Origin of the sequence: Chitinimonas prasina (assembly GCF_030160395.1) — a bacterium.
In the GTDB taxonomy this organism is placed as follows: Bacteria; Pseudomonadota; Gammaproteobacteria; order Burkholderiales; family Chitinimonadaceae; genus Chitinimonas; species Chitinimonas prasina.
Window position 1 is genome coordinate 139,851 of the sequence record NZ_BSOG01000002.1, and the last position, 24,892, is coordinate 164,742.

The 24,892-nt window shown below is 61.1% G+C and carries 17 protein-coding genes; 6 read left to right on the top strand and 11 right to left on the bottom strand.

Features of this window, described 5'->3' with window-relative positions:
- The first annotated feature begins 197 nt into the window (after positions 1–197).
- The 6 genes from QQK16_RS07925 (at position 198) to pyk (ending at position 8,341) form a co-directional block, all read left to right on the top strand.
- A complete protein-coding gene (locus QQK16_RS07925; RefSeq protein ID WP_284195910.1) occupies positions 198–2,114 on the top strand; it encodes a B12-binding domain-containing radical SAM protein in 1,917 nt (638 codons plus the stop codon).
- Positions 2,115–2,196: 82 nt separating this feature from the next.
- On the top strand, positions 2,197–3,075 hold the full coding sequence (locus QQK16_RS07930) for an NAD kinase (RefSeq protein ID WP_284195911.1): 879 nt from the start codon (positions 2,197–2,199) through the stop codon (positions 3,073–3,075).
- Between the two features lie 69 nt (positions 3,076–3,144).
- The gene (gene recN / locus QQK16_RS07935; RefSeq protein WP_284195912.1) at positions 3,145–4,803 is read left to right on the top strand and encodes a DNA repair protein RecN; all 1,659 of its coding nucleotides are present in this window, start codon (positions 3,145–3,147) and stop codon (positions 4,801–4,803) included.
- Between the two features lie 320 nt (positions 4,804–5,123).
- The gene (locus tag QQK16_RS07940) at positions 5,124–6,122 is read left to right on the top strand and encodes an ABC transporter substrate-binding protein (protein ID WP_284195913.1); all 999 of its coding nucleotides are present in this window, start codon (positions 5,124–5,126) and stop codon (positions 6,120–6,122) included.
- A gap of 69 nt (positions 6,123–6,191) precedes the next feature.
- The gene (gene tadA, locus QQK16_RS07945) at positions 6,192–6,680 is read left to right on the top strand and encodes a tRNA adenosine(34) deaminase TadA (RefSeq protein WP_284195914.1); all 489 of its coding nucleotides are present in this window, start codon (positions 6,192–6,194) and stop codon (positions 6,678–6,680) included.
- Positions 6,681–6,919: 239 nt separating this feature from the next.
- A complete protein-coding gene (gene pyk / locus QQK16_RS07950) occupies positions 6,920–8,341 on the top strand; it encodes a pyruvate kinase (protein ID WP_284195915.1) in 1,422 nt (473 codons plus the stop codon).
- 18 nt (positions 8,342–8,359) lie between these two features.
- On the opposite strand, the gene QQK16_RS07955 is transcribed toward pyk, so the two are convergent.
- From QQK16_RS07955 to pgl, 11 genes are all read right to left on the bottom strand, one after another.
- Entirely contained in the window at positions 8,360–9,403 is a 1,044-nt protein-coding gene (locus QQK16_RS07955) for a GGDEF domain-containing protein (protein ID WP_284195916.1), read from the bottom strand.
- A gap of 146 nt (positions 9,404–9,549) precedes the next feature.
- Positions 9,550–11,529 carry a methyl-accepting chemotaxis protein gene (locus QQK16_RS07960; RefSeq protein WP_284195917.1) on the bottom strand — a complete coding sequence of 660 codons (1,980 nt, stop codon included), beginning with the start codon at positions 11,527–11,529 and terminating at the stop codon, positions 9,550–9,552.
- 131 nt (positions 11,530–11,660) lie between these two features.
- Positions 11,661–12,692 carry a sensor domain-containing diguanylate cyclase gene (locus QQK16_RS07965; RefSeq protein ID WP_284195918.1) on the bottom strand — a complete coding sequence of 344 codons (1,032 nt, stop codon included), beginning with the start codon at positions 12,690–12,692 and terminating at the stop codon, positions 11,661–11,663.
- Positions 12,693–12,850: 158 nt separating this feature from the next.
- Positions 12,851–14,617 carry a dihydrolipoyl dehydrogenase gene (lpdA, locus tag QQK16_RS07970; protein ID WP_284195919.1) on the bottom strand — a complete coding sequence of 589 codons (1,767 nt, stop codon included), beginning with the start codon at positions 14,615–14,617 and terminating at the stop codon, positions 12,851–12,853.
- Between the two features lie 189 nt (positions 14,618–14,806).
- Positions 14,807–16,444 (bottom strand): dihydrolipoyllysine-residue acetyltransferase, encoded by a 1,638-nt coding sequence (gene aceF, locus QQK16_RS07975; RefSeq protein WP_284195920.1) that lies wholly within the window; start codon positions 16,442–16,444, stop codon positions 14,807–14,809.
- Positions 16,445–16,542: 98 nt separating this feature from the next.
- The gene (gene aceE / locus QQK16_RS07980; RefSeq protein WP_284196911.1) at positions 16,543–19,197 is read right to left on the bottom strand and encodes a pyruvate dehydrogenase (acetyl-transferring), homodimeric type; all 2,655 of its coding nucleotides are present in this window, start codon (positions 19,195–19,197) and stop codon (positions 16,543–16,545) included.
- A gap of 389 nt (positions 19,198–19,586) precedes the next feature.
- On the bottom strand, positions 19,587–20,465 hold the full coding sequence (locus QQK16_RS07985) for an SHOCT domain-containing protein (protein ID WP_284195921.1): 879 nt from the start codon (positions 20,463–20,465) through the stop codon (positions 19,587–19,589).
- Between the two features lie 95 nt (positions 20,466–20,560).
- Entirely contained in the window at positions 20,561–22,207 is a 1,647-nt protein-coding gene (gene pgi, locus QQK16_RS07990; RefSeq protein ID WP_284195922.1) for a glucose-6-phosphate isomerase, read from the bottom strand.
- A 36-nt stretch (positions 22,208–22,243) separates the two neighbouring features.
- Positions 22,244–23,092, bottom strand: a complete 849-nt coding sequence (gene hexR, locus QQK16_RS07995; RefSeq protein WP_284195923.1) for a transcriptional regulator HexR — start codon at positions 23,090–23,092, stop codon at positions 22,244–22,246.
- 30 nt (positions 23,093–23,122) lie between these two features.
- The gene (locus tag QQK16_RS08000; protein ID WP_284195924.1) at positions 23,123–24,118 is read right to left on the bottom strand and encodes a glucokinase; all 996 of its coding nucleotides are present in this window, start codon (positions 24,116–24,118) and stop codon (positions 23,123–23,125) included.
- 6 nt (positions 24,119–24,124) lie between these two features.
- Positions 24,125–24,823, bottom strand: coding sequence for a 6-phosphogluconolactonase (gene pgl, locus QQK16_RS08005; protein ID WP_284195925.1), 699 nt, complete (start codon positions 24,821–24,823; stop codon positions 24,125–24,127).
- Positions 24,824–24,892 lie beyond the last annotated feature (69 nt).

Genomic DNA, 24,892 nt, shown 5'->3' on the forward strand with positions numbered 1-24,892 from the left:
AGGTAAGACGCTTGGCGTGAGCGCCTTGCACCATCGCCACCTGGACGCGCTGATCAGGCAAAATGACGGGTGGGCAGCCCGGTCTGGGGCGGCAGTTCTGTTAGGTAGTCGGTGATGAAGATGCAGCAAGTGTGGCGTTTTGAGGGCAGCAGGGCGGCCAGTATGTGGGCTTTGGGGGGCGCGGCATGAGCGCCGTGATGCAATCCCCGCGCGTGCTGTCGCTTATTCCGCCTATGACGCAGCTGAATACGCCATATCCGTCTACGGCCTACCTGACCGGTTTCCTGCGCTCGCAGGGGGTGGATGCAGTACAGCAGGATCTGGCCTTGGCCCTGGTGCTGCGCCTGTTTTCTGCCGATGGCCTGGCGCGGGTGCGTGAGCATATTGCAACGCTGTCGCCGTCGGCGCGCACTCCCCTGGTCGAGGGCTTTGATACCCACTTCGACTTGTACCAGGGTACGGTAGGCCCGGTTATCGCCTTCCTGCAGGGGCGGGACTCCACCGTCGCCCATCGCATATGCAGCCGGCGCTTTCTGCCGGAAGGGCCGCGATTCGACGCGCTGGATGTCTATGTAGACCCGGATGACCCTGAGGGTGGTGACCCACTGGCCTGGGCTTTTGGTGCTCTGGGCATGCAGGATCGTGCCCGCCACCTGGCTACGCTCTATCTGAATGACCTGGCCGATGTGCTGCGCGACGCAGTGGATGAGCGCTTCGAGTTTGTCCGATATGCCGAATCGCTGGCGCAGGCGCAGCCCACCTTCGAGCCCCTGGCCCAGGCGCTGGCTGCGCCGCATAACCTGGTCGATGACCTGCTGGCCGAATTGACGCTGGCCGCCATCGAGCGCGAGGCGCCGCAGGTGGTATTGCTGTCGGTGCCGTTTCCTGGCGCCGTGTATGCGGCTTTCCGTATTGCCCAGACCATCAAGTCCCGCCATCCGCAGATCGTCACCTTGCTGGGTGGTGGCTTCGTCAACACCGAGCTGCGCGAGCTGACCGAGGCGCGGGTGTTTGACTACTTTGATTATGTGATGCTGGATGCAGGCGAGCGGCCTCTGCTGGCCTTGCTGGAGCACCTTAAGGGCAAGCGCTCGCAGCAACGCTTGGTGCGCACCTATGTGCGCGACGGTGAATCGGGCAAGGTGCGCTATATCAACTTCATGGAAGCGGATGTCCCGTTCGAGCAGATAGGCACGCCGACCTGGGATGGCCTACCACTGGATCACTATCTCTCCCTGCTCGACATGCTTAATCCCATGCACCGGCTTTGGTCGGACGGGCGTTGGAACAAGCTGACGGTAGCCCATGGCTGCTACTGGAAGAAGTGCAGTTTCTGTGACGTGAGCCTGGATTACATCTCGCGCTACGAGACGGCCTCCGCTGCCACACTGGTAGACAGGATAGAGGCCATCATTGCCGAGACAGGCCAAACGGGCTTTCATTTCGTTGATGAGGCAGCCCCCCCAAAGATGCTGCGTGCCCTGGCGGAAGAGCTGCTGCGACGTAATGTTGCCATCTCCTGGTGGGGCAATATCCGGTTCGAGAAGTCATTTACGCCGGATCTGTGCCAGCTGCTGGCCGATAGTGGCTGTATCGCTATTTCAGGCGGCCTGGAAGTCGCGTCGGATCGTTTGCTCAAGCTGATGAAGAAAGGGGTGTCGGTAGACCAGGTAGCGCGGGTTACCCATGGCTTTACCGAGGCGGGCATCCTGGTACATGCCTATCTGATGTATGGTTTTCCTACCCAGACAGTGCACGATACTGTCGATGCCCTGGAGTATGTACGGCAGCTGTTTGCGGCCGGTTGCATCCAGTCCGGCTTCTTCCATCGCTTTGTCTGCACCGTGCATTCGCCGGTAGGCAAGAACCCGGAAGAGTACGGGGTGACGCTGCTGCCTTTGCCCGAGATCAGCTTTGCCAAGAACGACGTGGGCTTCCACGACCCTTCCGGAGTGGACCATAACAGCCTGGGCGAGGCCTTGAACAAGGCCCTGTATAACTATATGCACGGCATAGGGCTGGAAGACGATGTGCGGCGCTGGTTTACCGGCAGGGTGCCGCGCACCAGCGTGCCACGCGATTTCGTTGCCTTGGCGCTGGCTGCAGGCCGTTAAATAGGCGTACTGGCCTGTTGTCAGCAAAATGCTAGCAAGCGGCGCTAACCCAAGGCGCTGGCCTTATGGTTAAATCCTTCCCATGAGTACGCTCTTCAAGAAGATCGCCCTGGTGGCGAGGCGCAACAGCCCCAATATCGGCGAGCCCTTGCGCCGCCTCGCTGCCCTGCTGCGCCAGCACGACTGTGCCAGCATCGTGCTGGATGCCGATACGGCGGCCGAGCATCCGATTCCCGATACCCTGGTGGTGCCACCCGAGCAGATAGGCAAGGTGGCTGATCTGGTCATCGTGCTGGGTGGCGACGGCACCATGCTGTCGATTGCCCGCCTGGTGGCGCCATATCGCATTCCTCTGGTCGGCATCAACCAGGGACGCTTGGGTTTTATGACCGATGTGGGCGTGGATGACATCGAAACCATCATCCCCCGCATACTGGACGGCGACTTTGTGCCGGAAGAGCGCATGCTGCTCTCGGCCAAGGTGATACGCGACGAGCGCGAGGTGCATGCCGCCTTGGCCTTCAATGACGTGGTGTTCAGCCGAGGTTCGCTGGGTGCCATGATCGAGTTCGAGATTTTTATCGATGACCAGTTCGTCTACAGTCAGCGCTCGGATGGCCTGATTGTCAGTACACCGACAGGCTCTACGGCTTATGCCTTGGCGTCAGGCGGCCCCATACTGCATCCCACGGTGCCGGCCATTGCCCTGGTGCCTATCTGCCCGCAGACCATGACGGCACGGCCTATTGCGGTCAACGATGCGTCTACCGTGGAGTTCATGCTGACGCGTGGGTCCGAGGTAAAAGTGCACTTTGACGGGCATTCGCATTTTGACCTGCGCGAAATGGACAGGGTGACCATCAAGCGCTACCGCAACTCGCTCCGCATCCTGCACCCTGTGGGGTACAACTACTACGACATGCTGCGCCACAAGTTGCACTGGGGCGAGCGCCTGTTCTGATTCGCCATTCTGACCGGCTGCGCTGCGGTTAGCTGCGGTGCCGGGCTCTATCTATTGTTTGCCAAAACCATGCTGCTGACACTCCACCTACGCGATTTCGTGATCGTTGATGAACTCGAGCTGACCTTCAGCAACGGCTTTACGGTGCTGACGGGTGAGACCGGGGCCGGTAAATCCATCCTGATCGATGCCTTGTCGCTGTTGCTGGGTGCGCGGGCGGATACCAGCGTGGTCAGGCATGGCACGGACAAGGCTGATCTATCGGCCCAGTTTGATATCCAGGGGCATGATGAACTGGCCCAGATACTCAAGGACTATGAGCTGGAAGGCGATGAGAACAGCCTGCTGTTGCGCCGTACCATAGACGCGACTGGCCGTTCGCGTGCCTTTATCAATGGTCAGCCAGCGACCTTGGCCCAGCTCAAGGAGGTGGGGGAGTTTCTGGTGGATATCCACGGCCAGCATGCGCATCAGTCGCTGATGCGGGCAGAATCGCAACGTGGGTTGCTGGATGCCTTTGCCGGCCAGACAGAGCTGGCACGTAGCGTGCGGCAGGCGTTCGTGGCCTGGAAGAAGGCCGAGGAAAAGCTCAATGAGGCCAGCAAGCATGCTGGGGAATACGCTGCCGAGCGCGAGCGTTTGCAGTGGCAGATTGAGGAGATCGCCACCCTGAACATGACGGCTGGCGAGTGGCAGGAGCTGCAGAGCGAGCATAGCCGGCTGAGCCATGCGGCCAGCCTGATCGAAGGTGGCCAGAGTGCGCTGGAGACGTTGGCGGACGGAGAGGTCAATGCGCAGTCATTGCTGGCAGGTGTGCAGTCGCGCCTGGCCGATCTGGCCAGCCTGGACCCCGGCCTGAATGAGGCGGTGGAGTTGCTGGCGACGGCTGATGCCAATCTGTCTGAGGCAGTACATGCCTTGCGGCACTACGCCGACAAGGTGGAGTTGGACCCAGGCAGGCTGGCCCAAGTGGAAAGGCGCATGGACGATATCTACCGCCTGGCGCGCAAGTACCGTATCGAGCCTGAGCAACTAGCGGGCAAGCTGGCCGGCTGGCGTGCCCGCCTGGCCGAGCTGGGCGGTGATGAGGGCATGGAGGCATTGGCGGCGGCGGTACAGAAGGCCGAAGCTGCCTACCGCAAGCCCGCAGCACAGCTGAGCAAGGCGCGCGGCGCCACTGCCGAGAAACTGGGCAAGGCTGTCAGTGCCGAGATGCAGACCATGGCCATGGCCGGAAGCCGGTTCGAGATTGCCCTGATACCCGGTGAAATCGCTGCGGCCTATGGCCTGGAACAAGTGGAGTTCCAGGTGGCGCCGCATGCCAGTGCGCCTGCACGTTCGCTGGCCAAGGTGGCGTCGGGTGGTGAGCTGTCGCGTATCAGCCTGGCGTTGCAGGTGGTGACCAGCCAGGTGGCCGAGGTGCCGACCTTGATATTCGACGAAGTGGATGTGGGTATAGGCGGGCGCGTGGCGGAGATCGTGGGCAAGCTGCTCAAGACGCTGGGCAAGCGTCACCAAGTGCTGTGCATTACCCACCTGCCGCAGGTAGCCGCCAGTGGCGACCAGCAGTTGCAGGTCAGCAAGGTGCAGACCGCCGAGACGGTGCTCAGCCGCATTGCCAGGCTGGACGATGCTGGGCGGATAGAAGAGATCGCCCGCATGCTGGGGGGGGTGGACATTACCGATACCACCCGCAAACATGCCGCGGAGTTGCTGGGCATAGCCTGATTGCATATTCAGTACGGGTATTTTTCCTGCATTTGGCATGAAAGTGTTGCCAACTAAGCGCTTGGTGTAGGGATAAATGTCACATCGCCGTAATCCCGCATCTACAACATCACCAATTTGGTTAAGCTTAATGCCGTCAGCATCGGCTGTTGACTGCAATTAGAGCGGCTAACAAAACCCAGCGTAGCGGTTCTGGCTAGGCGTGCGAGCGATGACAGTACGTGGGTACGGCAAGCTCGCACAACAACGCCAGAAGGGTTTTGTTAGTGGCTCTTAGAACAAAGCTCCGACCACGGGGTGTGCTAGAGGGATGCAAACGTATGTGGGCTACTATCAAGCGCGGGGCGTTCGCCGCCGTTCTTTCCTCGCTGGCGCTGTTGGCGCACGCTGCACCGATCAAGGTAGGCTATCTGCCCAACCTGGGCTTCGCCCCGCTCAATGTGGCGGAGGAAAAAGGCTATTGGAAAGAGTTGGGGGTGCAGGTGCAACTGGTGCCCTTCAGCGAGAGCCGTACACTGCTGAAGGCGTTGGGCGACGGCGAGGTGGATATCGCCGGAGACCTGACGGCGAATTTTGTGGGTGCCCAGATGGAAGGCGCGCCGATCAAGCTGACGGCGGAAACCCATACCTCCAACGGCAGCGTCAAGATACTGCTGAAGGCTGGCGCCGATGTCACCAAACTCAATGGCCAGATACTGGGCGTGGGCGACAAGCAGGTTGGACAGCTGTTCCTGCTGGCGCGCTATCTCAGCGCCAATGGTCGGCAACTGAGCGACTACAAATTGATGGAGGCCAGTCCCGAGAAATTGGCTGGCGCCTTTGCCAAGGGCCAGATACCGCTCAGTGTGTTGCCCGACCCACAAGCCATGTTTATCTACCGCACAGTGGGGGCTTCGATACCCGCTGATAGCGCAACTTATGCCGGCATCGTGACCGAGGGATTTGCCGCCAACAAGCAAGCCATCGCCAGCATACCGGATGAGCAATGGGTACGGTTCTACCGTGGATGGCTCAAGGGAGTGAGCTGGGTTCGCAGTGGCGGCACCCGCTTTGCCGATTTCAAGGCGACCTTGAATGCTGGCCTGTTCAAGGGCTTTGTCGCCGAAGGCGATACCAGCATGATGGCGGGCTTGGCCAGTATCAAGTTCCCCAATGCGGCAGAAGCTGCCAAGCGCCATGGTGACCTGGGTGGGCTGGAATACCATGTGCGTGCCGTGCTGCGCTTCATGCGTGAGGCGAGGTTGATACAAACCGAGCCGGAAGCCCGCAGCTTGATACAGTCCACCGCATTTGAACGGGCCCTGGCAGCCAACAAATAGCTGGCGGGCAGCGTGCGAATCGGGTTAACTTCGCCGCCTCTTTTGCTGCCCACATGAACCTAGCAAGCCATGATCGATGCCCAACACTTTATGCGACTGGCCCTGCAGGAGGCCGAGTTGGCCCGCGTGGCCGGCGAGGTGCCCGTAGGGGCGGTGCTGGTGAAAGACGGCGTGGTCATTGCCCGGGGTAGTAATGCGCCCATAGGCTTGCACGATCCCTCTGCCCATGCCGAAATGCGCGCTTTGCGTGCTGCCGCCGCCCTGCTGGGCAACTACCGCCTGCCGGGCTGTGAACTCTATGTGACGCTGGAGCCCTGTGCCATGTGCGCCGGGGCCATGATGCACGCCCGCCTTGCGCGGGTAGTCTATGCTGCGCCCGACCCCAAGACCGGGGCGGCTGGCAGCGTGCTGGACCTGTTTGGCTACGCCCAGTTGAATCACCATACCGTGGTGGAGGGGGGGGTCATGGCGGAGGAAGCCGGCCAATTGCTCAAGGACTTCTTTGCCGAGCGGCGGGCTGCCGCCAAGGCACGCAGGCAAGGGCTTGGCGAAGTGTAGGCTATGCTGATGCCAGCACGTGCGCTTACCCCCGTGAACGGGTTTACCAGCGGTAGCCGCTGTGGGCGAAAAGCGATAAAGATGTCGTGATAGCTAGGGCGTAGTCAGATAGTCGGGATTACATCGCAATCGGCTTGTAGAATTACTACATAAGAGACCGGTATCAGCCGGTTGCCGGAATGCCGCCGAAAACCCTGGCGGTGTACGGAACACCCACCCAAGCCGAGGAGTGCTACCGCATGCAGCGCAGTACCAAGATAGTTGCCACGCTAGGCCCCGCCACCAGCGACCCTGAGGTGCTTACCCGCTTGATCGCAGCGGGTGTCAATGTCGTACGTTTGAATTTTTCGCACGGCAAGGCTGAGGACCATATCGGTCGTGCCGAGATGGTGCGGGCGGCGGCTGAGAAGCTGAATCTACCGGTCGCCATCATGGTGGATCTGCAAGGCCCCAAGATACGGGTAGGCAAATTCGAGAAGAACAAGGTCACGCTGGAGCCGGGCCAGGTGTTTATCCTCGATTCGGCATGCGAGCTGGGCACTAACGAGCGGGTCGGGCTGGATTACAAGGAGCTGCCACGCGATGTCAGCCCCGGCAATGTGCTGCTGCTTGATGATGGCCGCCTGGTGCTGGATGTGGAGAGCGTGCAGGGTAGCGCCATTCATACTCGCGTGCGGGTAGGGGGCGTGCTGAGCAACAACAAGGGTATCAACCGGCAAGGCGGTGGGCTTTCTGCGCCGGCCCTGACCGCCAAGGATATGGAGGACATCAAGGTCGCCGCCAAGCTGGAGGCAGACTATGTGGCAGTGTCCTTCCCCAAGAGCAGCGCGGACATGTATATGGCTCGTACCCTGATACAGGCCGCGGGCAGCCGTGCACAGGTGGTGGCCAAGATTGAGCGTACCGAGGCCATTGCCAATCTCGACGAGCTGGTCGAAAGCTCGGATGCCATCATGGTGGCCCGCGGTGACCTGGCGGTGGAAGTAGGCGATGCAGCTGTACCTGCACTGCAAAAACGCATGATTCGTCTGGCGCGGGAAAAGAACAAGCTGACCATCACCGCGACTCAGATGATGGAATCGATGATCTCCAGCCCGGTGCCGACTCGTGCTGAGGTGAGTGACGTGGCCAATGCGGTCCTGGATGGTACCGATGCCGTGATGCTGTCGGCCGAAACGGCGGCTGGCAAATACCCCATCGAGACAGTGGAGGCAATGGCGCGGGTTTGCCTGGAGGCAGAGAAGTCCTCGGACTACCAGTTGGACCGCGACTTCCTGAATCGTGAATTCATCCGGGTCGATCAGTCCATCGCCATGGCGGCCCTGTTTACCGCTACCCACCTCAAGGTCAAGGCCATCGTGGCATTGACGCAGACAGGGGCTACGGCACTTTGGACCAGCCGGGTGAACTGCGGTGTGCCCATCTATGCCATGACGCCAGAAATCGCCACCTATCGGCGCCTGAGTCTGTTCCGCGATGTCTATCCCATGATGCTGGCGCACGATTGCGACCAGAAGTCGTTGCTGGTGTCGGCCGAACTCAAGCTGCTGGAGCAAGGCCTGGTTCAGCCTGGCGACTTGATCGTGGTAACAGTGGGCGACACGGTGGGTTTGATGGGTAGTACCAATACCATGAAGATAGTCAGGGTGGCGCAGCGCTGATCTGAGCGGTAGTGGCGCTTAGCCCAAATCAGGCGGTGTGCTGAGGGCTACCGCCACGCGGTTGCGTCCATCGATTCTTGCCTGATCCAGTGCCGCGCCAGCTGCAGCCAACAGGCTGTGCGCGCCGTATATGCCGTGTTCGGCCGCGCAGGCCACGCCAAAGCTGGCGGTCATGGCCAGGGCGGGTTCCAGTGGATTGGGTTTGGACTCGATCCGCCCACGTAGCATCTCGGCCAGGGTGGCTGCGCCATCGGCCGAGGTGTTGGGCAGGACGATGCAGAAGCGGTCGCCAGATAGGCGGCCTGCTGTATCGGTGTTGCGCAGTGATTGGCGCAGCAGCCTGCCCACCCGCCCCAGCGCGGCGTCACCGCAGTCGCGGCCCATCTGCTCGTTTATTTCAGCCAGCTTGTCCAGATCGAACAGGATCAGGGAGAAAGGGTGGCCAAACCGATGGGCGCGATTGCATTCCTCTTCGATTCGCGCCAGCAACCACGGCCGGTTGGGCAGGCCGGTGAGATGGTCCATCCGGGTAGCGCGTTCCTGCTCCAACAAGGCTCCTTCCAGCTCCTTGCGTACCCGCCGCCACTCCACCAGGGCCGACGCTTGCCTACCCAACTGCAGCAACCACTCACGTTGCTCTGCATCCAGCAGGCGTGGGCGACTGTCCAGCAGGCTCAGCACCCCTATGGCATGCCCATTCGGGGCAAAAATGGGTGTAGCTGCATACATGCAAAAACCGAATCCGCTTTGAGTCAGCGGGTGGCTGGCCGTACGCGGGTCGGTATGCAGGTCGGGGATATTGATAAAGGCATCGCCAGTCAGTGCCAGGTCGGCGAAAGTGGCCCCGCGCGGCAACTGGCGAAAGGGCAGGTAGTCCACCGAGGCGCTGATCCAGACGATGCCGCGATCGACAAAGGCGACGAAGGCCTGGGGGACATCACACAGCCTGGCGGCGGCCTGCACGATGAAATCGAAATCCTCGTGCTTCTGGTTGTCCAGCAAGCCGCTTTGGTAGAGCGCCTTGAGCCTTTGCTCTTCGTCGTAGTGTGCCGCGCCTGACATGAAAACTCCCCTTTGCCTGTTTCAGCATAGGGGAGTTTTATGACAAAGCAATCAGCCTTTGGGCGGATATTTCACGCTGTAACCGCCCTATATCGCCATTTCATGGCTTTGGGCAGCAAAGGGTCAGTTTTCCAAGTACAAGTTATTCACAGCTTGAACTTGGCGAACATGGTGCGGATGCCACTGGCCAGTTGATCCAGCTCACCCAGGGTGCCGGTCATGGCCTGCAAGGCTTCGTCGCTTTGCTGGATCTGGGCCGTCACGCGCTCGGCATTCTGTGCCATCAGGGTGGCGGCTTGCCGCTGCTCACTGGTGGAATGGGCAATTTCACGCATATTGCTCACGACTTCCGACATGCGTTGCTGTATCTGGGCGATGTTGCTGGCAGTCTCACGTATCAGCCCAGCGCCGGCCTCTACCGAAGTGAGCGTGCGTTGCATATTGCCTGTTGCACCCTGAGTAGCATCGCGCATGCTGCCTATCATGGTGGAGATTTCCTGGGTGGCCTGGCCGGTGCGCTCTGCCAGCTTGCGGACTTCGTCGGCTACCACCGCAAAGCCACGGCCCTGCTCGCCGGCGCGTGCCGCTTCGATGGCTGCGTTGAGCGCCAGCAGGTTGGTCTGGTCGGCAATCTCCTTGATTACCTGCACGATGCCCCCGATATCGTCGGCACGGCGATTGACCTCGGTAAACAGCGAGGACAGTTCGCGCACGGCGCTGGCCGAGTTGTCGATTTCGCCGGATACCTGGGCAATGCTGTTGGAACCCTCGGCCGACAGTTTGCCGGTGGCGTCGACCAGGGTGTTGGCGTCACCGGCATAGTCCGCGATGTGCGAAATACTAACGGTCAGCTCTTCTATGGTGGCGGCGTTGGCTGCCCCGTGGTCGGCCAGTTGGCGCGAGTCCTCCGCCATACGGCGAGTCAGGGTGGCGATGTTGTTGACGCCGTCAGTGAGGTGGCTGGCCTCGCCCTGTAGTTCCACAAACATCTGCCGCAGTTGCTCCTGAAACTGGTTGAAGGCCTGGGCTGTCTGGGCGATCTCATCGTTACCGCTGACCGGGATGCGACGGGTAAGATCGCCGCCGCCGGTGGCGATGGCACGCATGGCATCACGCACCCGCATCAGGCCTGCCAGCATCTTACTGATGGTGGCCGTCAGCAAGGCCATGGATATCACCAGCAGCACGACCACTAGCATGACCGAGAAGACCAGCAACTTGCCGAGCGGTGCAAGGGCATCGGATTTGTCTATGGCCACTGCCAGATACCAACCGGTGCTGGGGATGGGGCGTACCTGGACAAACTTTTCCTGCCCATCAATGGTGATCTGCTCCATCTGACCGCCTTCGGCCATGGCCTTGAGCTTGCTGGCATCCAACCCTGGCGCCATTTCTATTGCCGGCTTCATGCGCTTGGATTCCTCGGAGTGGATCAGCACCACCCCCTTGGCATCGAGTGCAAAGGCGTAGCCCTGATGGGCCAACTTGACCCCGAGTACACCGCTGACCAAGCCATCCATGAACACATCGCCGGCGGCAACGCCTGAAGAGGTGCCGCTAACTGGGCTGGCCATGGAAATCACCAGTTTCTTGGTGGCGGCATCTACATAGGGGTCAGTGATGATGGTCTTGCCCGCTGACTTGGCCTGCTGGTACCAAGGCCGGCCTGTCGGGTCGTAACCCTCGGGCAGGTTCTGCGGTTTGGAGAATACGATCTGCTTGTCGTCATAGCCCACATAGGTGGTATCAAACTGCCCGGACTTCTCGCTCAACTGCAGAAAGGGAAGCACGGGCGGGGCTGCTGGTGTCGCCGGCGCAGCTGGTGCGGCGGTTTCTGCCGTGGGTGCGGCGGGTGCGGCATCTGCTGCGGGCTCTGGGGCTGCTGGTGGGGCTGCGGTGGCTAGTTGGCCTGCCGTACCCGCCATGGCGGTGATGATGGAGGATTTGGCGTTCAGCCATTCGTCCGCCGATCGCGCGGCTGCCTGGGCGGCCTCGCTGGACTGAGACTGCAATGCAGCCATCAGCTCATCGCGCATGCGAGTGTAGGAGGCAATGGTAAGTATCAAGGCGACTATGCTGACCAGAATGGCCATGGCGACAATGAGTTTGCTGCGTAGTGATTGCATGCGTCTGCTCGCTTGGAGGGAGTAGGGTCAGTAGCAACGGGACAACATCGTGACAACCAGCTGAGCCGGCTTACGCTCTAATCATTGGCAAGCTTGGGTTGCGAATCAAGTTGCTGCTGCTTCAGCCTAGACTAGGCCAGCGCCTCTTGCGCGACCACAACGCAGTTGCGGCCGTTATCCTTGGCGCGATACAGGGCGGCATCAGCCTGGGCCAGCAGGGTGGCTGGGTGGCATTGCTCCAGGTGGCTGCTGGCGGCCACCCCCAGGCTGGCAGTGACATATTCCGGCGCACCGGCAGTACGATGCGAGCGGGTAGCAAGCCGGCCGCATAGGGTATCGGCCACGGTGGCGGCACCGTCCAGCTCGGTATGCGGCAGCAGCAGGCATAGCTCCTCACCGCCGTAACGGCCGGCGCTGTCCGTCTCGCGCAGGGTCTCGCGTATCAGTCTGCCGGTATTGGCGAGTACGATATCGCCGGTGGCGTGGCCCCACTGGTCGTTCACCTGCTTGAAATGGTCCAGGTCCAGCAGCACCAGCGCCATGGGCTCCTTGAACCGGCGCGCCCTCGCACACTCTTCGCTCAGGCGCTCCATCAGGCGGCGGCGGTTCATCAGCCCGGTCAGCTCGTCGGTCGTGGCCAAGCGTTCCAGCAAATGCACATTGGCTTCCAGCTCACGCTTGTGCTGGCGCAGCTCTACCAAAGCCATGACCTGGCGGGCCAGGGACTGTAGCAGTTCTAGCTGGTGGTCATTGGGCTGGCCCGCCCGCTTGTCGAGCACGCACAGCGTACCGATAGCCTGCTGGTCGGCAGTCAGCAGGGGAACACCAGCATACATGCGAAAACCGTCCAGGGTCGGTGGCAAGCTGGCTGTGCGCGGGTCGCTGCAAAGGTCATGCACTACCAGAGGCTGGCCGCTGCGGATGACAAAATCACAGTAATCGTCGCAGCGGGCCGCCGGGGCAATCTTCTCTACGCCATGCCAGGCCTTTGCCCAGACATAGTCCTGGTCCACGAATGTGACAAAGGCATAGGGCACCTGGCATATTTCAGCCGCCAGCCGGGTCAGAAAATCGAAATCCTGCTCGGCAGGGGTCTGGAATATACCGCAACGATGCAGCGCTGCCAGGCGGGTGGCTTCCGGGTCGGCGTTCTGTCGGTTCATGGTGTCCTCCGCAGTTGCTTCAGCATAGGCCATAGCGAGCACTATCAAGGTGACCGATGGTCGGTAGCCTTTGTGCTCAAGCGCTTGCAGTGGACGCGCCAGCATGACAACGCCGGCCTGCCTTCTAAAGGCGGGCCGGTGTCGTGCTAGCAAACGGATTACTTTTTGCGTACAGGCGGCAGGTCGGTACAGCTGCCTTCGGCCACTTCGGCCGCCAACCCTATGGACTCGCCCAGTGTCGGGTGAGCATGGATGGTCTTGCCGATATCGGTAGGATCACAACCCATCTCTATCGCCAGGCCTATCTCGCCCAGCATATCGCCGGCATGGGTGCCCACGATGGCACCACCGATCAGCCTGTGAGTCTCCGCGTCGAAAATCAGCTTGGTGAATCCCTCGTCGCGGCCATTGGCGATGGCGCGGCCAGAAGCGGCCCAGGGGAAGACCGATTTTTCGATCTTGATGCCATTCTTCTTGGCTTCGTCCTCGGTCACCCCCACCCATGCTACTTCCGGGTCGGTATAGGCCACGCCAGGGATGGCGCGTGCGTCGAAATAGGCTTTGTGGCCGGCAGCCACTTCAGCGGCCACGTGGCCCTCGTGCACAGCTTTGTGCGCCAGCATGGGCTGGCCGACGATATCGCCGATGGCAAAGATATGCGGCACATTGGTGCGCATCTGCTTGTCCACCTCGATAAAGCCCCGGTCGGTCACGGCCACGCCAGCTTGCTCAGCCCCTATCAGCTTGCCATTGGGTGCCCGGCCGGCGGCGACCAGCACCATATCGTAGCGCTGTGCCTCCTTGGGCGCTGCATCACCCTCGAAGGTGACATAGATGCCATCAGGCTTGGCTTCGACCGCGACTGTCTTGGTCTTGAGCATGATGTTGTCGAAACGGTGGGCATTCATCTTCTGCCATACCCGCACCAGATCGCGATCTGCGCCCTGCATCAGGCCGTCCATCATTTCGACCACATCCAGGCGGGCACCCAGCGTGGAGTAGACCGTGCCCATTTCCAGACCAATGATGCCACCACCTATCACCAGCATTTTCTTGGGGACAGCTTGCAGTCCGAGTGCACCCGTGCTGTCGACGATGCGTGGGTCCTCAGGGATGAAGGGTAGTTTCACCACGCGGGAACCGGCTGCGATGATGGCCTGCTTGAACTTGATCACCTGCTTCTGGCCGGTTTTTTCCTGGCCTGTGCCGGTCGTGAGCTCAACCTCGACATGGTAGGGGTCGAGAAAGCGTCCCAGGCCACGTATCACTTCGACCTTGCGAGCCTTGGCCATGCCGGTCAGCCCAGTAGTAAGCTTGCCGATCACTTTGTTCTTGTAGCCACGCAGGGCATCCAGATCAATCTTTGGCTCGGGATACTTGATGCCGTTGGCGGCCAGATGGCGCACCTCGTCGATGACAGCGGCGTTATGCAGCAAGGCTTTCGAGGGGATGCAGCCCACGTTCAGGCAAACGCCACCCAGCGTCGCGTAACGTTCGACCATAGCCACCTTCAGGCCCAGGTCTGCGGCGCGGAAGGCGGCAGAATAGCCGCCAGGACCGCCACCCAGAACCAGGACATCAAATTCAGCATCAGCCGCGCCGCCATGGCTGGCAGGTTGCGGTGCTGCTACAGGGGCAGCAGCTGGCGCAGCGGGTGCGGCGGCGAGGCTGGCCGCAGCGGCATCCCGGGCCTCCAGCAGCAGCATCACGCTGCCTTCACTGACCTTGTCACCGACCTTGATGCGGATTTCCTTGACCACGCCGGCGGCACTGGACGGGACTTCCATGCTGGCCTTGTCGGTTTCCAGGGTGATCAGTGAGTCTTCCTTGGCGATGCTGTCGCCCACCTTGACGAAGACTTCGATCACTTCCACGTTCTTGGCATCGCCAATGTCGGGGACCTTCAGTTCAATCACATTGCTCATGGGTTTTCCTCCGTGAAACGTGATACCGCCGGGCGGCGATGGAAAGCGAGAGGGCCTGGCGGCCCCCCACTTCCCGGACACTCCCTCAACCCCACGCTCGCTGCCGCTTGCGCATCGCTACCTTGCCTGGGCTGGCTGGGCAGTGGGGTTGGCAGGCTGGTCCTTCACGGTTCCATTGTTCACTTGGGGTTAAAGCATCAGGCGGCGGATGTCGCCCAGTACCTGTGATAGATAGGTGGTGAATCGGGCTGCCGAAGCGCCGTCGATCACACGGTGGTCATAGCTCAGCGAGAGCGGCAGGATCAGACGCGGCGCAAACTCGCTGCCGTTCCAGACCGGTTTGATGCTGGACTTGGAAACCCCGAGGATGGCAACTTCCGGTGCATTCACGATGGGTGTGAAGGCCGTTCCCCCGACCCCGCCGAGCGAGGAGATGGAGAAGCAACCGCCCTGCATCTCGGCCGGCAGCAGCTTGCCGTCGCGTGCTTTGGCTGCCAAGGCGCCGGTTTCTGTGGCTAACTCGATCAGCGACTTCTTGTCGGCATCGCGTATTACCGGCACCACCAGGCCATTGGGGGTGTCGGCGGCGAAGCCGATATGGAAATACTGCTTCAGCACCAGGTTTTCACCGTCGAGGCTGCTGTTGAAGTCGGGGAATTTCTTCAGCGCCGCGACCACGGCCTTGATGATGAAGGCCAAGGGGGTGATCTTGAGGTTCTGTTTTTTCAGTTCCTCGCCCATTTCCTTGCGGAAGGCTTCCATGTCGGTGATGTCGGCTTCGTCGAATTGGGTGACGTGAGGAATCATGACCCAGTTGCGCGCCAGGTTGGCACCCGAAATCTTCTTGATACGCGAGAGCGGCTTGGCCTCGACCGGGCCGTACTTGGCGAAGTCGACCTTGGGCCAGGGCAGCAGATCCAGTCCGCTGCCGCTGCCATTGGTGGGCGTGGCGGTATTGGCCACGGCGCCACTGAGCACGTTCTTGACGTAAGCCTGGATGTCGCTGGCAACAATGCGCCCCTTGGGGCCGCTACCCTTGACACGACCCAGGTCCACGCCCAGCTCGCGGGCAAACTTGCGTACCGACGGGCTGGCATGGGAGGTCCTGAAGGCGGCTTCATCAACCTTGGCTGCGGGCGCTGTGCTAACGGCGGCAACGGCGGGTGCAGGGGGCGTCGCGGCAACGGCAGGTGGAGCGGCAGTCGGGGCGGGTTTGCTGGCTGCGGGGGCGGGTGTCGCGGCGGCACCAGCTTGCGTGGACAGGGTCAGGATCAGCGTGCCTTCCGATGCCTTGTCGCCCACCTTGATGGCTAGGCTTTGTACAACACCAGCAGCAGGGGAGGGCACTTCCATACTGGCCTTGTCGGTTTCCAGCGTGATCAGGGAGTCGTCCTTCTTCACGCTGTCGCCGATTTTGACGAAGACTTCGATGACGTCGACATTGCTGGCGTCGCCAATATCGGGCACTTTGACCTCGATCGATGTGCTGGCCGCAGCGTGTGCAGCAGCTGGCGCGGCTACGGGGGGGGCTGCGACTTCGGGCGCGGGGGTAGCCGCAGGCGCTGCAGCGGGCGCAGCGGCAGCAGCACCCGCCTCTATCACGACCACCACGCTGCCTTCAGAGGCCTTGTCGCCCACCTTGAGGCGGACTTCCTTGACTACCCCAGCGGCGCTTGCCGGGACTTCCATGCTGGCCTTGTCTGTTTCCAGGGTGATCAGCGAATCGTCCTTCTTGATCACATCGCCTGGTTTGACAAAGACTTCAATCACGTCGACATCCTTGGCATCGCCAATGTCGGGCACTTTCAGTTCAATCAGATTGCTCATTTTCATCCTCCGTGAAACGTGAAGCCGTCATGCGGCGGTGAAATGTGAAACGTGGTGTTACACCACATTTCACCTTTCACGTTCCACTTTTCACGTGGTTAAACGGTCCAAGGGGCGGGCTTGGTGCTATCGATGCCGTACTTGGCCAGGGCTTCTGCCACCTTGGCGCGCGGCAGCTTGCCATCGTCGGCCAGCGATTTCAGTGCAGCTACCGTCACATAGTGGCGGTTGACTTCGAAGAATTGCCGCAGCTGTTCGCGGGTGTCCGAGCGGCCGAAGCCATCGGTGCCGAGCACCACGTAACGGCGTGGCACATGGGCACGTATCTGCTCGGCGTAGAGGCGCATATAGTCGGTTGCCACCACCACCGGGCCTTGCGTGTCCTTCAGGCATTGGGTCACATAGGGCAGCTTGGGTTCGGCCAGCGGGTTGAGCAGATTTTCCCGCTCCACCGCCATACCGTCGCGGGCCAGTTCGGTAAAGCTTGGGCAGCTCCACAGATCGGCTTCCACGCCCCAGTCATCGCGCAGCAACTGCGCAGCGGCAATCACTTCGTTGAAGATGGTGCCGGACCCCAGCAACTGCACCCGCAGATCGCCCGCACCGCCCTGCTTGAGCAGGTACATGCCCTTGACGATGCCTGCTTCCGCATCGGCTGGCATGGCTGGGTGCTCATAGTTCTCGTTCATCAGGGTGATGTAGTAATACACGTCCTGCTGCTCGGCATACATGCGGCGCATGCCGTCCTGCACGATGACCGCCACTTCAAAGCCGAACGTCGGGTCATAGGAGATGCAGTTGGGGATGGTGGCCGAGATCAGGTGCGAATGGCCGTCCTCGTGCTGCAAGCCCTCGCCATTGAGGGTGGTGCGGCCCGCCGTGCCGCCCAGCAGAAAGCCCCGGGTGCGCATGTCGCCAGCCAGCCAGGCCAGATCACCTACGCGCTGGAAACCGAACATCGAGTAATAGATGTAGAACGGAATCATGGGCACGCCATGGGTGCTGTAGGACGTACCCGCAGCGATCCAGTCACACATGCCGCCGGCTTCGTTGATACCTTCCTGCAGAATCTGGCCGTCCTTGGACTCCTTGTAGAACATCAGCTGGTCGGCGTCCTGCGGCACATACTTCTGGCCTTCCTGATTCCATATGCCTACCTGGCGGAACAGGCCTTCCATGCCGAAAGTGCGCGATTCATCGGGCACGATGGGCACGATGTGCTTGCCGATGTTCTTGTCCTTCAGCAGCTGGGTCAGCATGCGGACAAAAGCCATGGTGGTGGAGTATTCCTTGCCGGCGCCCGAACCCTTCAGCAGGGTATCGAAGCTGGACAGCGGCGGCACTTCCAGTGCGTAGGCCTTGGCGCGACGTTGCGGCAGGTAGCCGCCGAGCGCATTTCTGTGGCCTCGCATGTATTCCAGCTCAGGCGAGCCTTCCTCGAACTTGACGAAGGGCACCTTCTCCAGCTGGTCATCGGCCACCGGTATGCCAAAGCGGTCGCGGAACTGCTTGATCGAGTCGATATCCAGCTTTTTCTGCTGGTGGGTGATGTTCATGGCCTCGCCAGCCGAGCCCATGCCATAGCCCTTGACGGTCTTGGCCAGGATAACGGTGGGCATTCCCTTGGTATCGGTGGCGGCCTTGAAGGCGGCGTAGATCTTGGCGGGGTCGTGACCGCCCCGATTCAGGTCCCAGATGTCCTTGTCGGACCAGTCCTGCACAAGCGCCTTCAGTTCGGGCGTGTTGAAGAAGTGCTCGCGGACATAAGCGCCGTCCTTGGCCTTCATGGTCTGGTATTCGCCGTCGACGATGGCCATCATGCGCTTGGCCAGGATGCCCTTCTTGTCGCGTGCGAACAGGGCATCCCACTTGGTGCCCCACACCAGCTTGATCACATTCCAGCCCGAGCCGCGGAATTCGCTCTCCAGTTCCTGGATGATCTTGCCATTACCGCGCACCGGACCGTCGAGGCGCTGCAGGTTGCAGTTGATCACGAACACCAGATTGTCCAGCCGCTCGCGGCCGGCCATGCCGATGGCCCCCAGCGACTCCGGCTCGTCCATCTCGCCATCACCACAGAAGGCCCAGACCTTGCGCCCCTCGGTCTGTGCCATGCCGCGATCCTGCATGTATTTCATGAAGCGGGCCTGGTAGATAGCCAGTAGCGGGCCAAGGCCCATCGATACGGTGGGGAACTGCCAGAAGTCCGGCATCAGCCAGGGGTGGGGGTAGCTGGACAAGCCTTTGCCACCGACTTCCTGGCGGAAGTTGTTCATTTGATCTTCGCTCAGGCGGCCCAATAGGTAAGCGCGCGAGTAGACACCGGTCGCCACATGGCCCTGGACAAATACCAGGTCGCCGCCGTGGTTCTCGCTGGGAGCATGCCAGAAGTGGTTGTATCCCACGTCATACAGGGTGGCTGCGGACGCAAACGAGGCGATATGGCCGCCAACATTGGTATGCTTGTTGGCGCGCACCACCATGGCCATGGCGTTCCAGCGCGTATAGGCGCGGATCTTGTGTTCTTTGGTGGTGTCGCCAGGAAAGGGCGGCTCCATCTCCACCGGGATGGTATTGATGTACTGGGTATTGGCACTGTAGGGGATATTGGCGCCGCGCTCGGTGGCTTCTTCTATCAGCTTCTCGATGATGAAGTGGGCGCGCTCAGGGCCCTCGCTCTCGATCACGCCGTCCAGGGCTTCAAGCCACTCGCGTGTTTCTACCGGATCGAGATCGTCGTTGTGCTCTGCCATCTTGGGTACCTTGTGGGTTTCGTTATAGGAATAGGGATGCAAGCGCACGCCACCCCGCAGGGTGTGCAGGGGCGTGATGTAGATCGCTTGGGTATACGGTGGCGCGTACTGCCAGGTTCTGGCAGCACGGCAGAATGGGTGGCTGGCGCTCAGACAAGGCCAGCGAAGCGTGAGTTGTGCGCTTCAATGTTGTCTCTACTGCTTGGGTTGCGAACTGGCAATTGCCGGCTCATCGGGCCTTATGGCCTCTTTGTCACTGCTGGCCCGGTATACGTGACGGTGGTGCAGGTCACGCTCCGCACCCGCCGGACGGGCGCCGGATGATCGGGTGGGTATCAGTCATTGCTACCGCAGGAATGCGGCGGGCCGCCATTATGGCAGCCCGGTTGTTACAGCTCTTTCAGGATGGCGGCACGCTTTTGCGCGTACTCGGCATCATCGATCAGACCGTTGTCCTTGAGCCGCTTCAGCAGGATCAAGCGTTCCTCCACCTTGCTTGTCGGTGCGGCAGGCAATATGGCTTGCGGCGCTGCTGTGGCGGCCGGTGCCGATTGCGGCGCGGCTTGTGCCGGGGCGGGACTCACCGGCGCTGGTGCAGCAACCGCATCGGCTGGCTTGAATGTGGTGGCGGCAGGTACCTTGGCAGCGCCAAAGGTGGTCGTCGGCTTGGTCGCAAGGGCAGTCGGGATATCCAGGCTGACCCAGTCTGGACGGTTGCCGACCCGCTGCACCACGTTGCTGGCCTGCAGCTCGCAGCCTAGATCGGTCTGCGCTTTGATACGGCTACCGTGTATCAGGGTACGGGCACTGCCACTGGGCCGCTGGAACAAGACTTCCTGAGTGCTGCCGCACATGCCTACCAGCAGGTTGAGCCTGCCATTCTCGACAAACAAGCGGCCTGCATTCAGGGAGCGTGGCAGCAGCGGGATACTGCCTGGGCGATAGGAGGTGCCGAACAGCAGGTCGTCCTCTGTCTTGGCCTTGGCGAATTGCGCGATCAAGGACTTGGACAGCCGCTCGATCTCGTCTTCACTGAAGTAAGGTACGGATTCCCTGCTGGCGTCCTGCTTGTAGAAGTGCGCCAGCAAGGCTCGCAACTGTTCGCTGCTGAAGCTGACTGGATGCTGATTGCCCGCATTCACGGCTTCCAGTTTCACATAGTCATCGGTCTCAGACCAACGCTGGCTTGAGTCCATGGCGCTGGCGCCGCTCACCATCAGTGCGACGAGTGCCAGGCGCCCCAGGCGCGACGCAAAGGCTTGCTGCATGCGATTCTCCGTTCTTCTAGCTGCGGGGCAAGACCGCCTTTATAACGCAATCCCCCGCCGCGTGCATCGTGGCTGACCGCGATTGCGGTCAAAAATTATGGATTCAGTGCACGTCGCACATAATCGATCAAGCGGTTGGTGGAGGCGTCATGTGCCAGCGCTGGCGCGCCGGACTTCAGCTCTGCCTCTACCGTTCTGGCCAACTGCTTACCCAGCTCCACCCCCCATTGGTCGTAGGAGTTGATACCCCAGACCACGCCTTGCACGAACACCTTGTGCTCGTACAGGGCAACCAGGCTACCCAGGCTGGCTGGGTCCAGCCTGTCCAGCAACAAGGTATTGGTCGGCCGGTTGCCGCTGAACACCTTATGCGGCACCAGTGCCTCCAGTGCATCACCTGCCAGCCCCTGGGCAAACAGCTCTGCCCGGACCTCGGCCTCGTTCTTGCCGCGCATCAATGCCTCTGTCTGGGCCAGGAAATTGGCCAGCAGTATCAGGTTGTGCTCGGGTGAACTGGCGGGATTCTCCAGGCTGGCGATGAAGTCGGCAGGGATCAGTTCGGTACCCTGATGCAGCAACTGGTAATAGGCATGCTGGCCGTTGATGCCAGGCTCGCCCCAGATGACTGGACCAGTATGGTAATCCACTTTGCCGCCATCCAGACGCACGGCCTTGCCGTTGGACTCCATGTCCAGCTGCTGCAGATAGGCGGGCAATCGATGCAGTGGCTGGTTGTAGGGAGAGACCAGCTGGGTGCTGGCGCCCATGCCATTGATATAGAACACGCCCAGCAGCGCCAGTATGGCTGGCAGGTTCTGTTCCAGCGGCGCATTGGCAAAGTGCTGATCCATGGCATGCGCGCCCGCCAGTAGTGCGCGGAAATGCTCGGGGCCGATGAACAGCAGGATAGGTAGGCCTATGGCCGACCAGAGTGAGTAGCGCCCGCCTACCCAATCCCAGAAGCCGAACATATTGTCGGTATCGATACCGAACTGGCGGACTGCATCGGCATTGGTGGAGACGGCCACAAAATGCCTTGCCACCGCCGCATCGGTACCCAGAGCGGCCACCAGCCAGGCGCGAGCGGCGCGTGCGTTGGTCAGTGTCTCCTGGGTGGTGAAAGTCTTGGACGCAACGATGAACAAGGTGGTGGCGGGATTGAGCCGACCCAGTACATGGTTAAGTTGCCAGCCATCGACGGTAGAGACAAAGTGCAGCCTGAGGTGGGCGGCGCCAAAGTCCTTGAGCGCTTCGCAGGCCATGTAAGGGCCGAGGTCAGAGCCGCCTATGCCGATATTGACGATATCGGTGATCGCTTGCCCATCATGGCCTCGCCAGGCACCGCTGCGCACACGCTCGGCAAAATCGCTCATCCTATCCAGCACAGCATGCACGGCCGGTACGATGTTCTCGCCATCCAGCTCGATATGCGCATGGCGGGGTGCGCGTAACGCGGTGTGCAGGACTGCACGGCCTTCGGTGGCATTGATGCGCCCCCCGGCCAACATGGCAGCCCGCTTCTGCTCCACGCCTGTTGTCCTTGCCAGTTCGAACAAGCTGGCCAGGGCGGCATCGTCGATGCGGTTCTTGGCGTAGTCCAGCAAGATGCCGCATTGCTTGATGCTGTAGCGTTCGGCACGCGCAGGATCTTGTGCCAGGGCCTGGCGCAGGTCCATTGCTTTCAGCCGTTGGGCGTGGGCCAGCATATGCTGCCAGGCGGGTAGGTTGGTGAGAGCGGTCATGGTGACGGGTCGGGTAGCGTTAGGTGGAGGCTGGTCTTACCGGTCCTCATAGCCGCGCACGCGGCGTTCCTTGAGGTTGCGCTTGATTTTTTCCAGCTGGTCTATCAACTCCGGGCCGCGCCGCAGTGCGACACCGACGGCCAGAATATCGATGATGACCAGATGCACGATGCGGGTAATCATCGGCGAATACAGGTCGGGATCTTCCGGGGTATCGGCATACAGCGTCACATTGCAGCGCTTAGCCAGCGGCGAGTTGGAATGGGTGATGCCGATGACCTGCGCGCCAGCCTCGCGCGCCAGCTCCACTGACCGGATCAGGTCTATGGTGCGGCCTGAGTTGGAGATGGCCACGACGGCATCGCCTGCCTTGAGCAGGGAGGCCGACATGCCATGGATGTGCGGGTCGGAGTAGGAAATACAGGGCACGCCCAGGCGGAAGAACTTGTGCTGCGCGTCCTGCGCCATGATGCCGCTGTTGCCCAGGCCGTAGAATTCTATCTTGCGAGCCTTGGCCAGGATGTCGACCGCTTGCTCGATGGCATCCGGGTTCAACTCGTTGCGCGTGCGCATCAGGCTGGAAATGGTGTTGTCGAACAGCTTGGCGGCCAGGTCGTGGGCGGTATCGCTCATCTCGACTGCGCTGTGCACATAGGGCACGCCGGAGACCAGGCTGCGTGTCAGGCGCAGCTTGAAATCCTGCAGGCCGGTGCAATCGACCGAACGGCAGAAACGAATCACGGTGGGCTGTGACACATTGGCCATATCGGCAATCTGGGCAATGGGCGCATGGGCGACGAAGTTGGGCTGCGCCAGCACCAGTTCGGCCACCTTGCGTTCCGATTTCGACAGTTCCTGCAGCAGCGATTTGATCTTTTCCAGCATATTGTATGCGTCTCCCCGCGTGTCTTTAGGTCAGTAGCCCTTGCGGGCTGCCAGGGCGTTCAGCGCGGCGGCGGTGCCGCGCAGGGCCGGATTGTTGGCCACGATCACGTAGCTGGGCACGGCTGCCAGGTAGTTGGAGAAACGCCCTTTCTGTTCGAAGCGCTTGCGGAAAGGTGAGGCGGCAAAGTAGTCGCCCAGCTTGGGTACGACACCGCCACCGATATACAGGCCGCCATGGGCACCCAGGGTGACAGCCAAGTTGGCCGCAGCCGTGCCAAGCATGCCGCAGAATACGTCTACCGTTTCGCGGCACAGGGCGCAGTCGTTGGCCACGCCACGCTGGGTGATGTCGGCTGCGCTGAGGCCCTCATTGGCAACCTGGTTCAATTCGCTGAGGGCGCGATACAGGTTGACCACGCCGGGCCCGGATATCAGCCGCTCGGCCGACACATGGCCAAACTCCTGTCGCAGGATGCGCAGGATTTCGTCTTCCTTGTGATTGAAGGGAGAGAACGAGACATGACCACCTTCACCCTGGATGGGAATCCAGCGCGGCGTCTCGCCTGGCAGGTGGGCGGGCATCAGGCCCGAGACACCCAGGCCGGTCCCCGCGCCCAGCAGGGCAATGGGCCTATCGCTGTCGCGTTCGCCGCCCCCCACCTTGACCAGTTCCTCGTCGGTCAGCAGTGGCAGGCTCAATGCCAGTGCGGTGAAGTCATTGATGACGGTCAGTTCGTCGAGCTGCAACTGGGCTTGCAATGCCGCCTGCGAGAAAGCCCAGTGGTTGTTGGTCATCTTGACAGCATCGCCGGAGAGCGGTGTGGCAATGCCTATCGCGGCCCAGCGCGGTGCGACTGCCAACGGGTCCAGATACGCCCGTGCCGCTTCATATGGCCCCGGGTAGTCGGCGCAGACAAGGTTGCGCTCGTCGCTGATGGGAGCGCCAGCCGCACGTATCAGGGCAAACCGGACATTGGTGCCGCCAACATCGGCCAGCAGCCTGGGGTAGCTTTGTTCGAGGCTCATGGTGCGCTATTCGGCCCAGTAGACATGTTTGGGGCCACGTGCTGCATCCAGCACGCGGGCTATCGGTAACCGTTGGCATGTATTTGCCAGGGCTTGCTCGAAAATCTGACGTTTCTTGGCGCCGGTCAGGTGTACTACCAGCTTGCGCGCCTGGGCAATGGCCGCCAGGGTGAGGCTGATACGGGCATAGGGTGCCGTGCTAGGGTTGACGGCAACCACGCTTTGCGTGCTATCCGGTGCCGCTGCGATTTCCAGCTCGCTGGCGCAGGGGAACAGGCTGGCGGTATGGCCATCTTCTCCCATACCCAATATCAGTACGTCAAAAGGCTGCGGAATCGTCTGCAGCCGCGCTTCTAACTCAGCCACGGCGGCTTCGGCGCTAGCGGCGCCGGTATGCAGGCTGACGAAGTGGGCGGCCTCCACGTGGTATTTGAGCAGATGCTCGCGCACCAGTAGCTCATTGCTGTCAGTGTGGGTGGGTGGTACCCAGCGATCATCGACCAGGGTGATCCAGACCTTGTCCCATTGCAGCCGCATCTGGCGTAGCTGCTGGAACATGCCTACAGGTGTCCTGCCGCCCGATACTGCCAGGCTGGCATGGCCACGCTCGGCAATGGCGATTTCCAGTGCGGCGCCGACTTCGCGGGCCAGGCAGATATCCAGGTCTACCCTGGAGTCGTATTCGTGGAAGTTCACGTCAGCCATGCTGTCTCATTCTTGTCGGGTATTCGTCGGCCATGCTGTACATGTCCGTGCCACCAAATGGCACATCGG

Excerpts from the sequence above, each read along its gene's own strand:
- QQK16_RS07925 (WP_284195910.1), top strand. The coding sequence starts at position 198 with ATGCAATCCCCGCGCGTGCTGTCGCTTATTCCGCCTATGACGCAGCTG.
- QQK16_RS07930 (WP_284195911.1), top strand. The coding sequence starts at position 2,197 with ATGAGTACGCTCTTCAAGAAGATCGCCCTGGTGGCGAGGCGCAACAGC.
- recN (WP_284195912.1), top strand. The coding sequence starts at position 3,145 with ATGCTGCTGACACTCCACCTACGCGATTTCGTGATCGTTGATGAACTC.
- QQK16_RS07940 (WP_284195913.1), top strand. The coding sequence starts at position 5,124 with ATGTGGGCTACTATCAAGCGCGGGGCGTTCGCCGCCGTTCTTTCCTCG.
- tadA (WP_284195914.1), top strand. The coding sequence starts at position 6,192 with ATGATCGATGCCCAACACTTTATGCGACTGGCCCTGCAGGAGGCCGAG.
- pyk (WP_284195915.1), top strand. The coding sequence starts at position 6,920 with ATGCAGCGCAGTACCAAGATAGTTGCCACGCTAGGCCCCGCCACCAGC.
- QQK16_RS07955 (WP_284195916.1), bottom strand. The coding sequence starts at position 9,403 with ATGTCAGGCGCGGCACACTACGACGAAGAGCAAAGGCTCAAGGCGCTC.
- QQK16_RS07960 (WP_284195917.1), bottom strand. The coding sequence starts at position 11,529 with ATGCAATCACTACGCAGCAAACTCATTGTCGCCATGGCCATTCTGGTC.
- QQK16_RS07965 (WP_284195918.1), bottom strand. The coding sequence starts at position 12,692 with ATGAACCGACAGAACGCCGACCCGGAAGCCACCCGCCTGGCAGCGCTG.
- lpdA (WP_284195919.1), bottom strand. The coding sequence starts at position 14,617 with ATGAGCAATGTGATTGAACTGAAGGTCCCCGACATTGGCGATGCCAAG.
- aceF (WP_284195920.1), bottom strand. The coding sequence starts at position 16,444 with ATGAGCAATCTGATTGAACTGAAAGTGCCCGACATTGGCGATGCCAAG.
- aceE (WP_284196911.1), bottom strand. The coding sequence starts at position 19,197 with ATGGCAGAGCACAACGACGATCTCGATCCGGTAGAAACACGCGAGTGG.
- QQK16_RS07985 (WP_284195921.1), bottom strand. The coding sequence starts at position 20,465 with ATGCAGCAAGCCTTTGCGTCGCGCCTGGGGCGCCTGGCACTCGTCGCA.
- pgi (WP_284195922.1), bottom strand. The coding sequence starts at position 22,207 with ATGACCGCTCTCACCAACCTACCCGCCTGGCAGCATATGCTGGCCCAC.
- hexR (WP_284195923.1), bottom strand. The coding sequence starts at position 23,092 with ATGCTGGAAAAGATCAAATCGCTGCTGCAGGAACTGTCGAAATCGGAA.
- QQK16_RS08000 (WP_284195924.1), bottom strand. The coding sequence starts at position 24,118 with ATGAGCCTCGAACAAAGCTACCCCAGGCTGCTGGCCGATGTTGGCGGC.
- pgl (WP_284195925.1), bottom strand. The coding sequence starts at position 24,823 with ATGGCTGACGTGAACTTCCACGAATACGACTCCAGGGTAGACCTGGAT.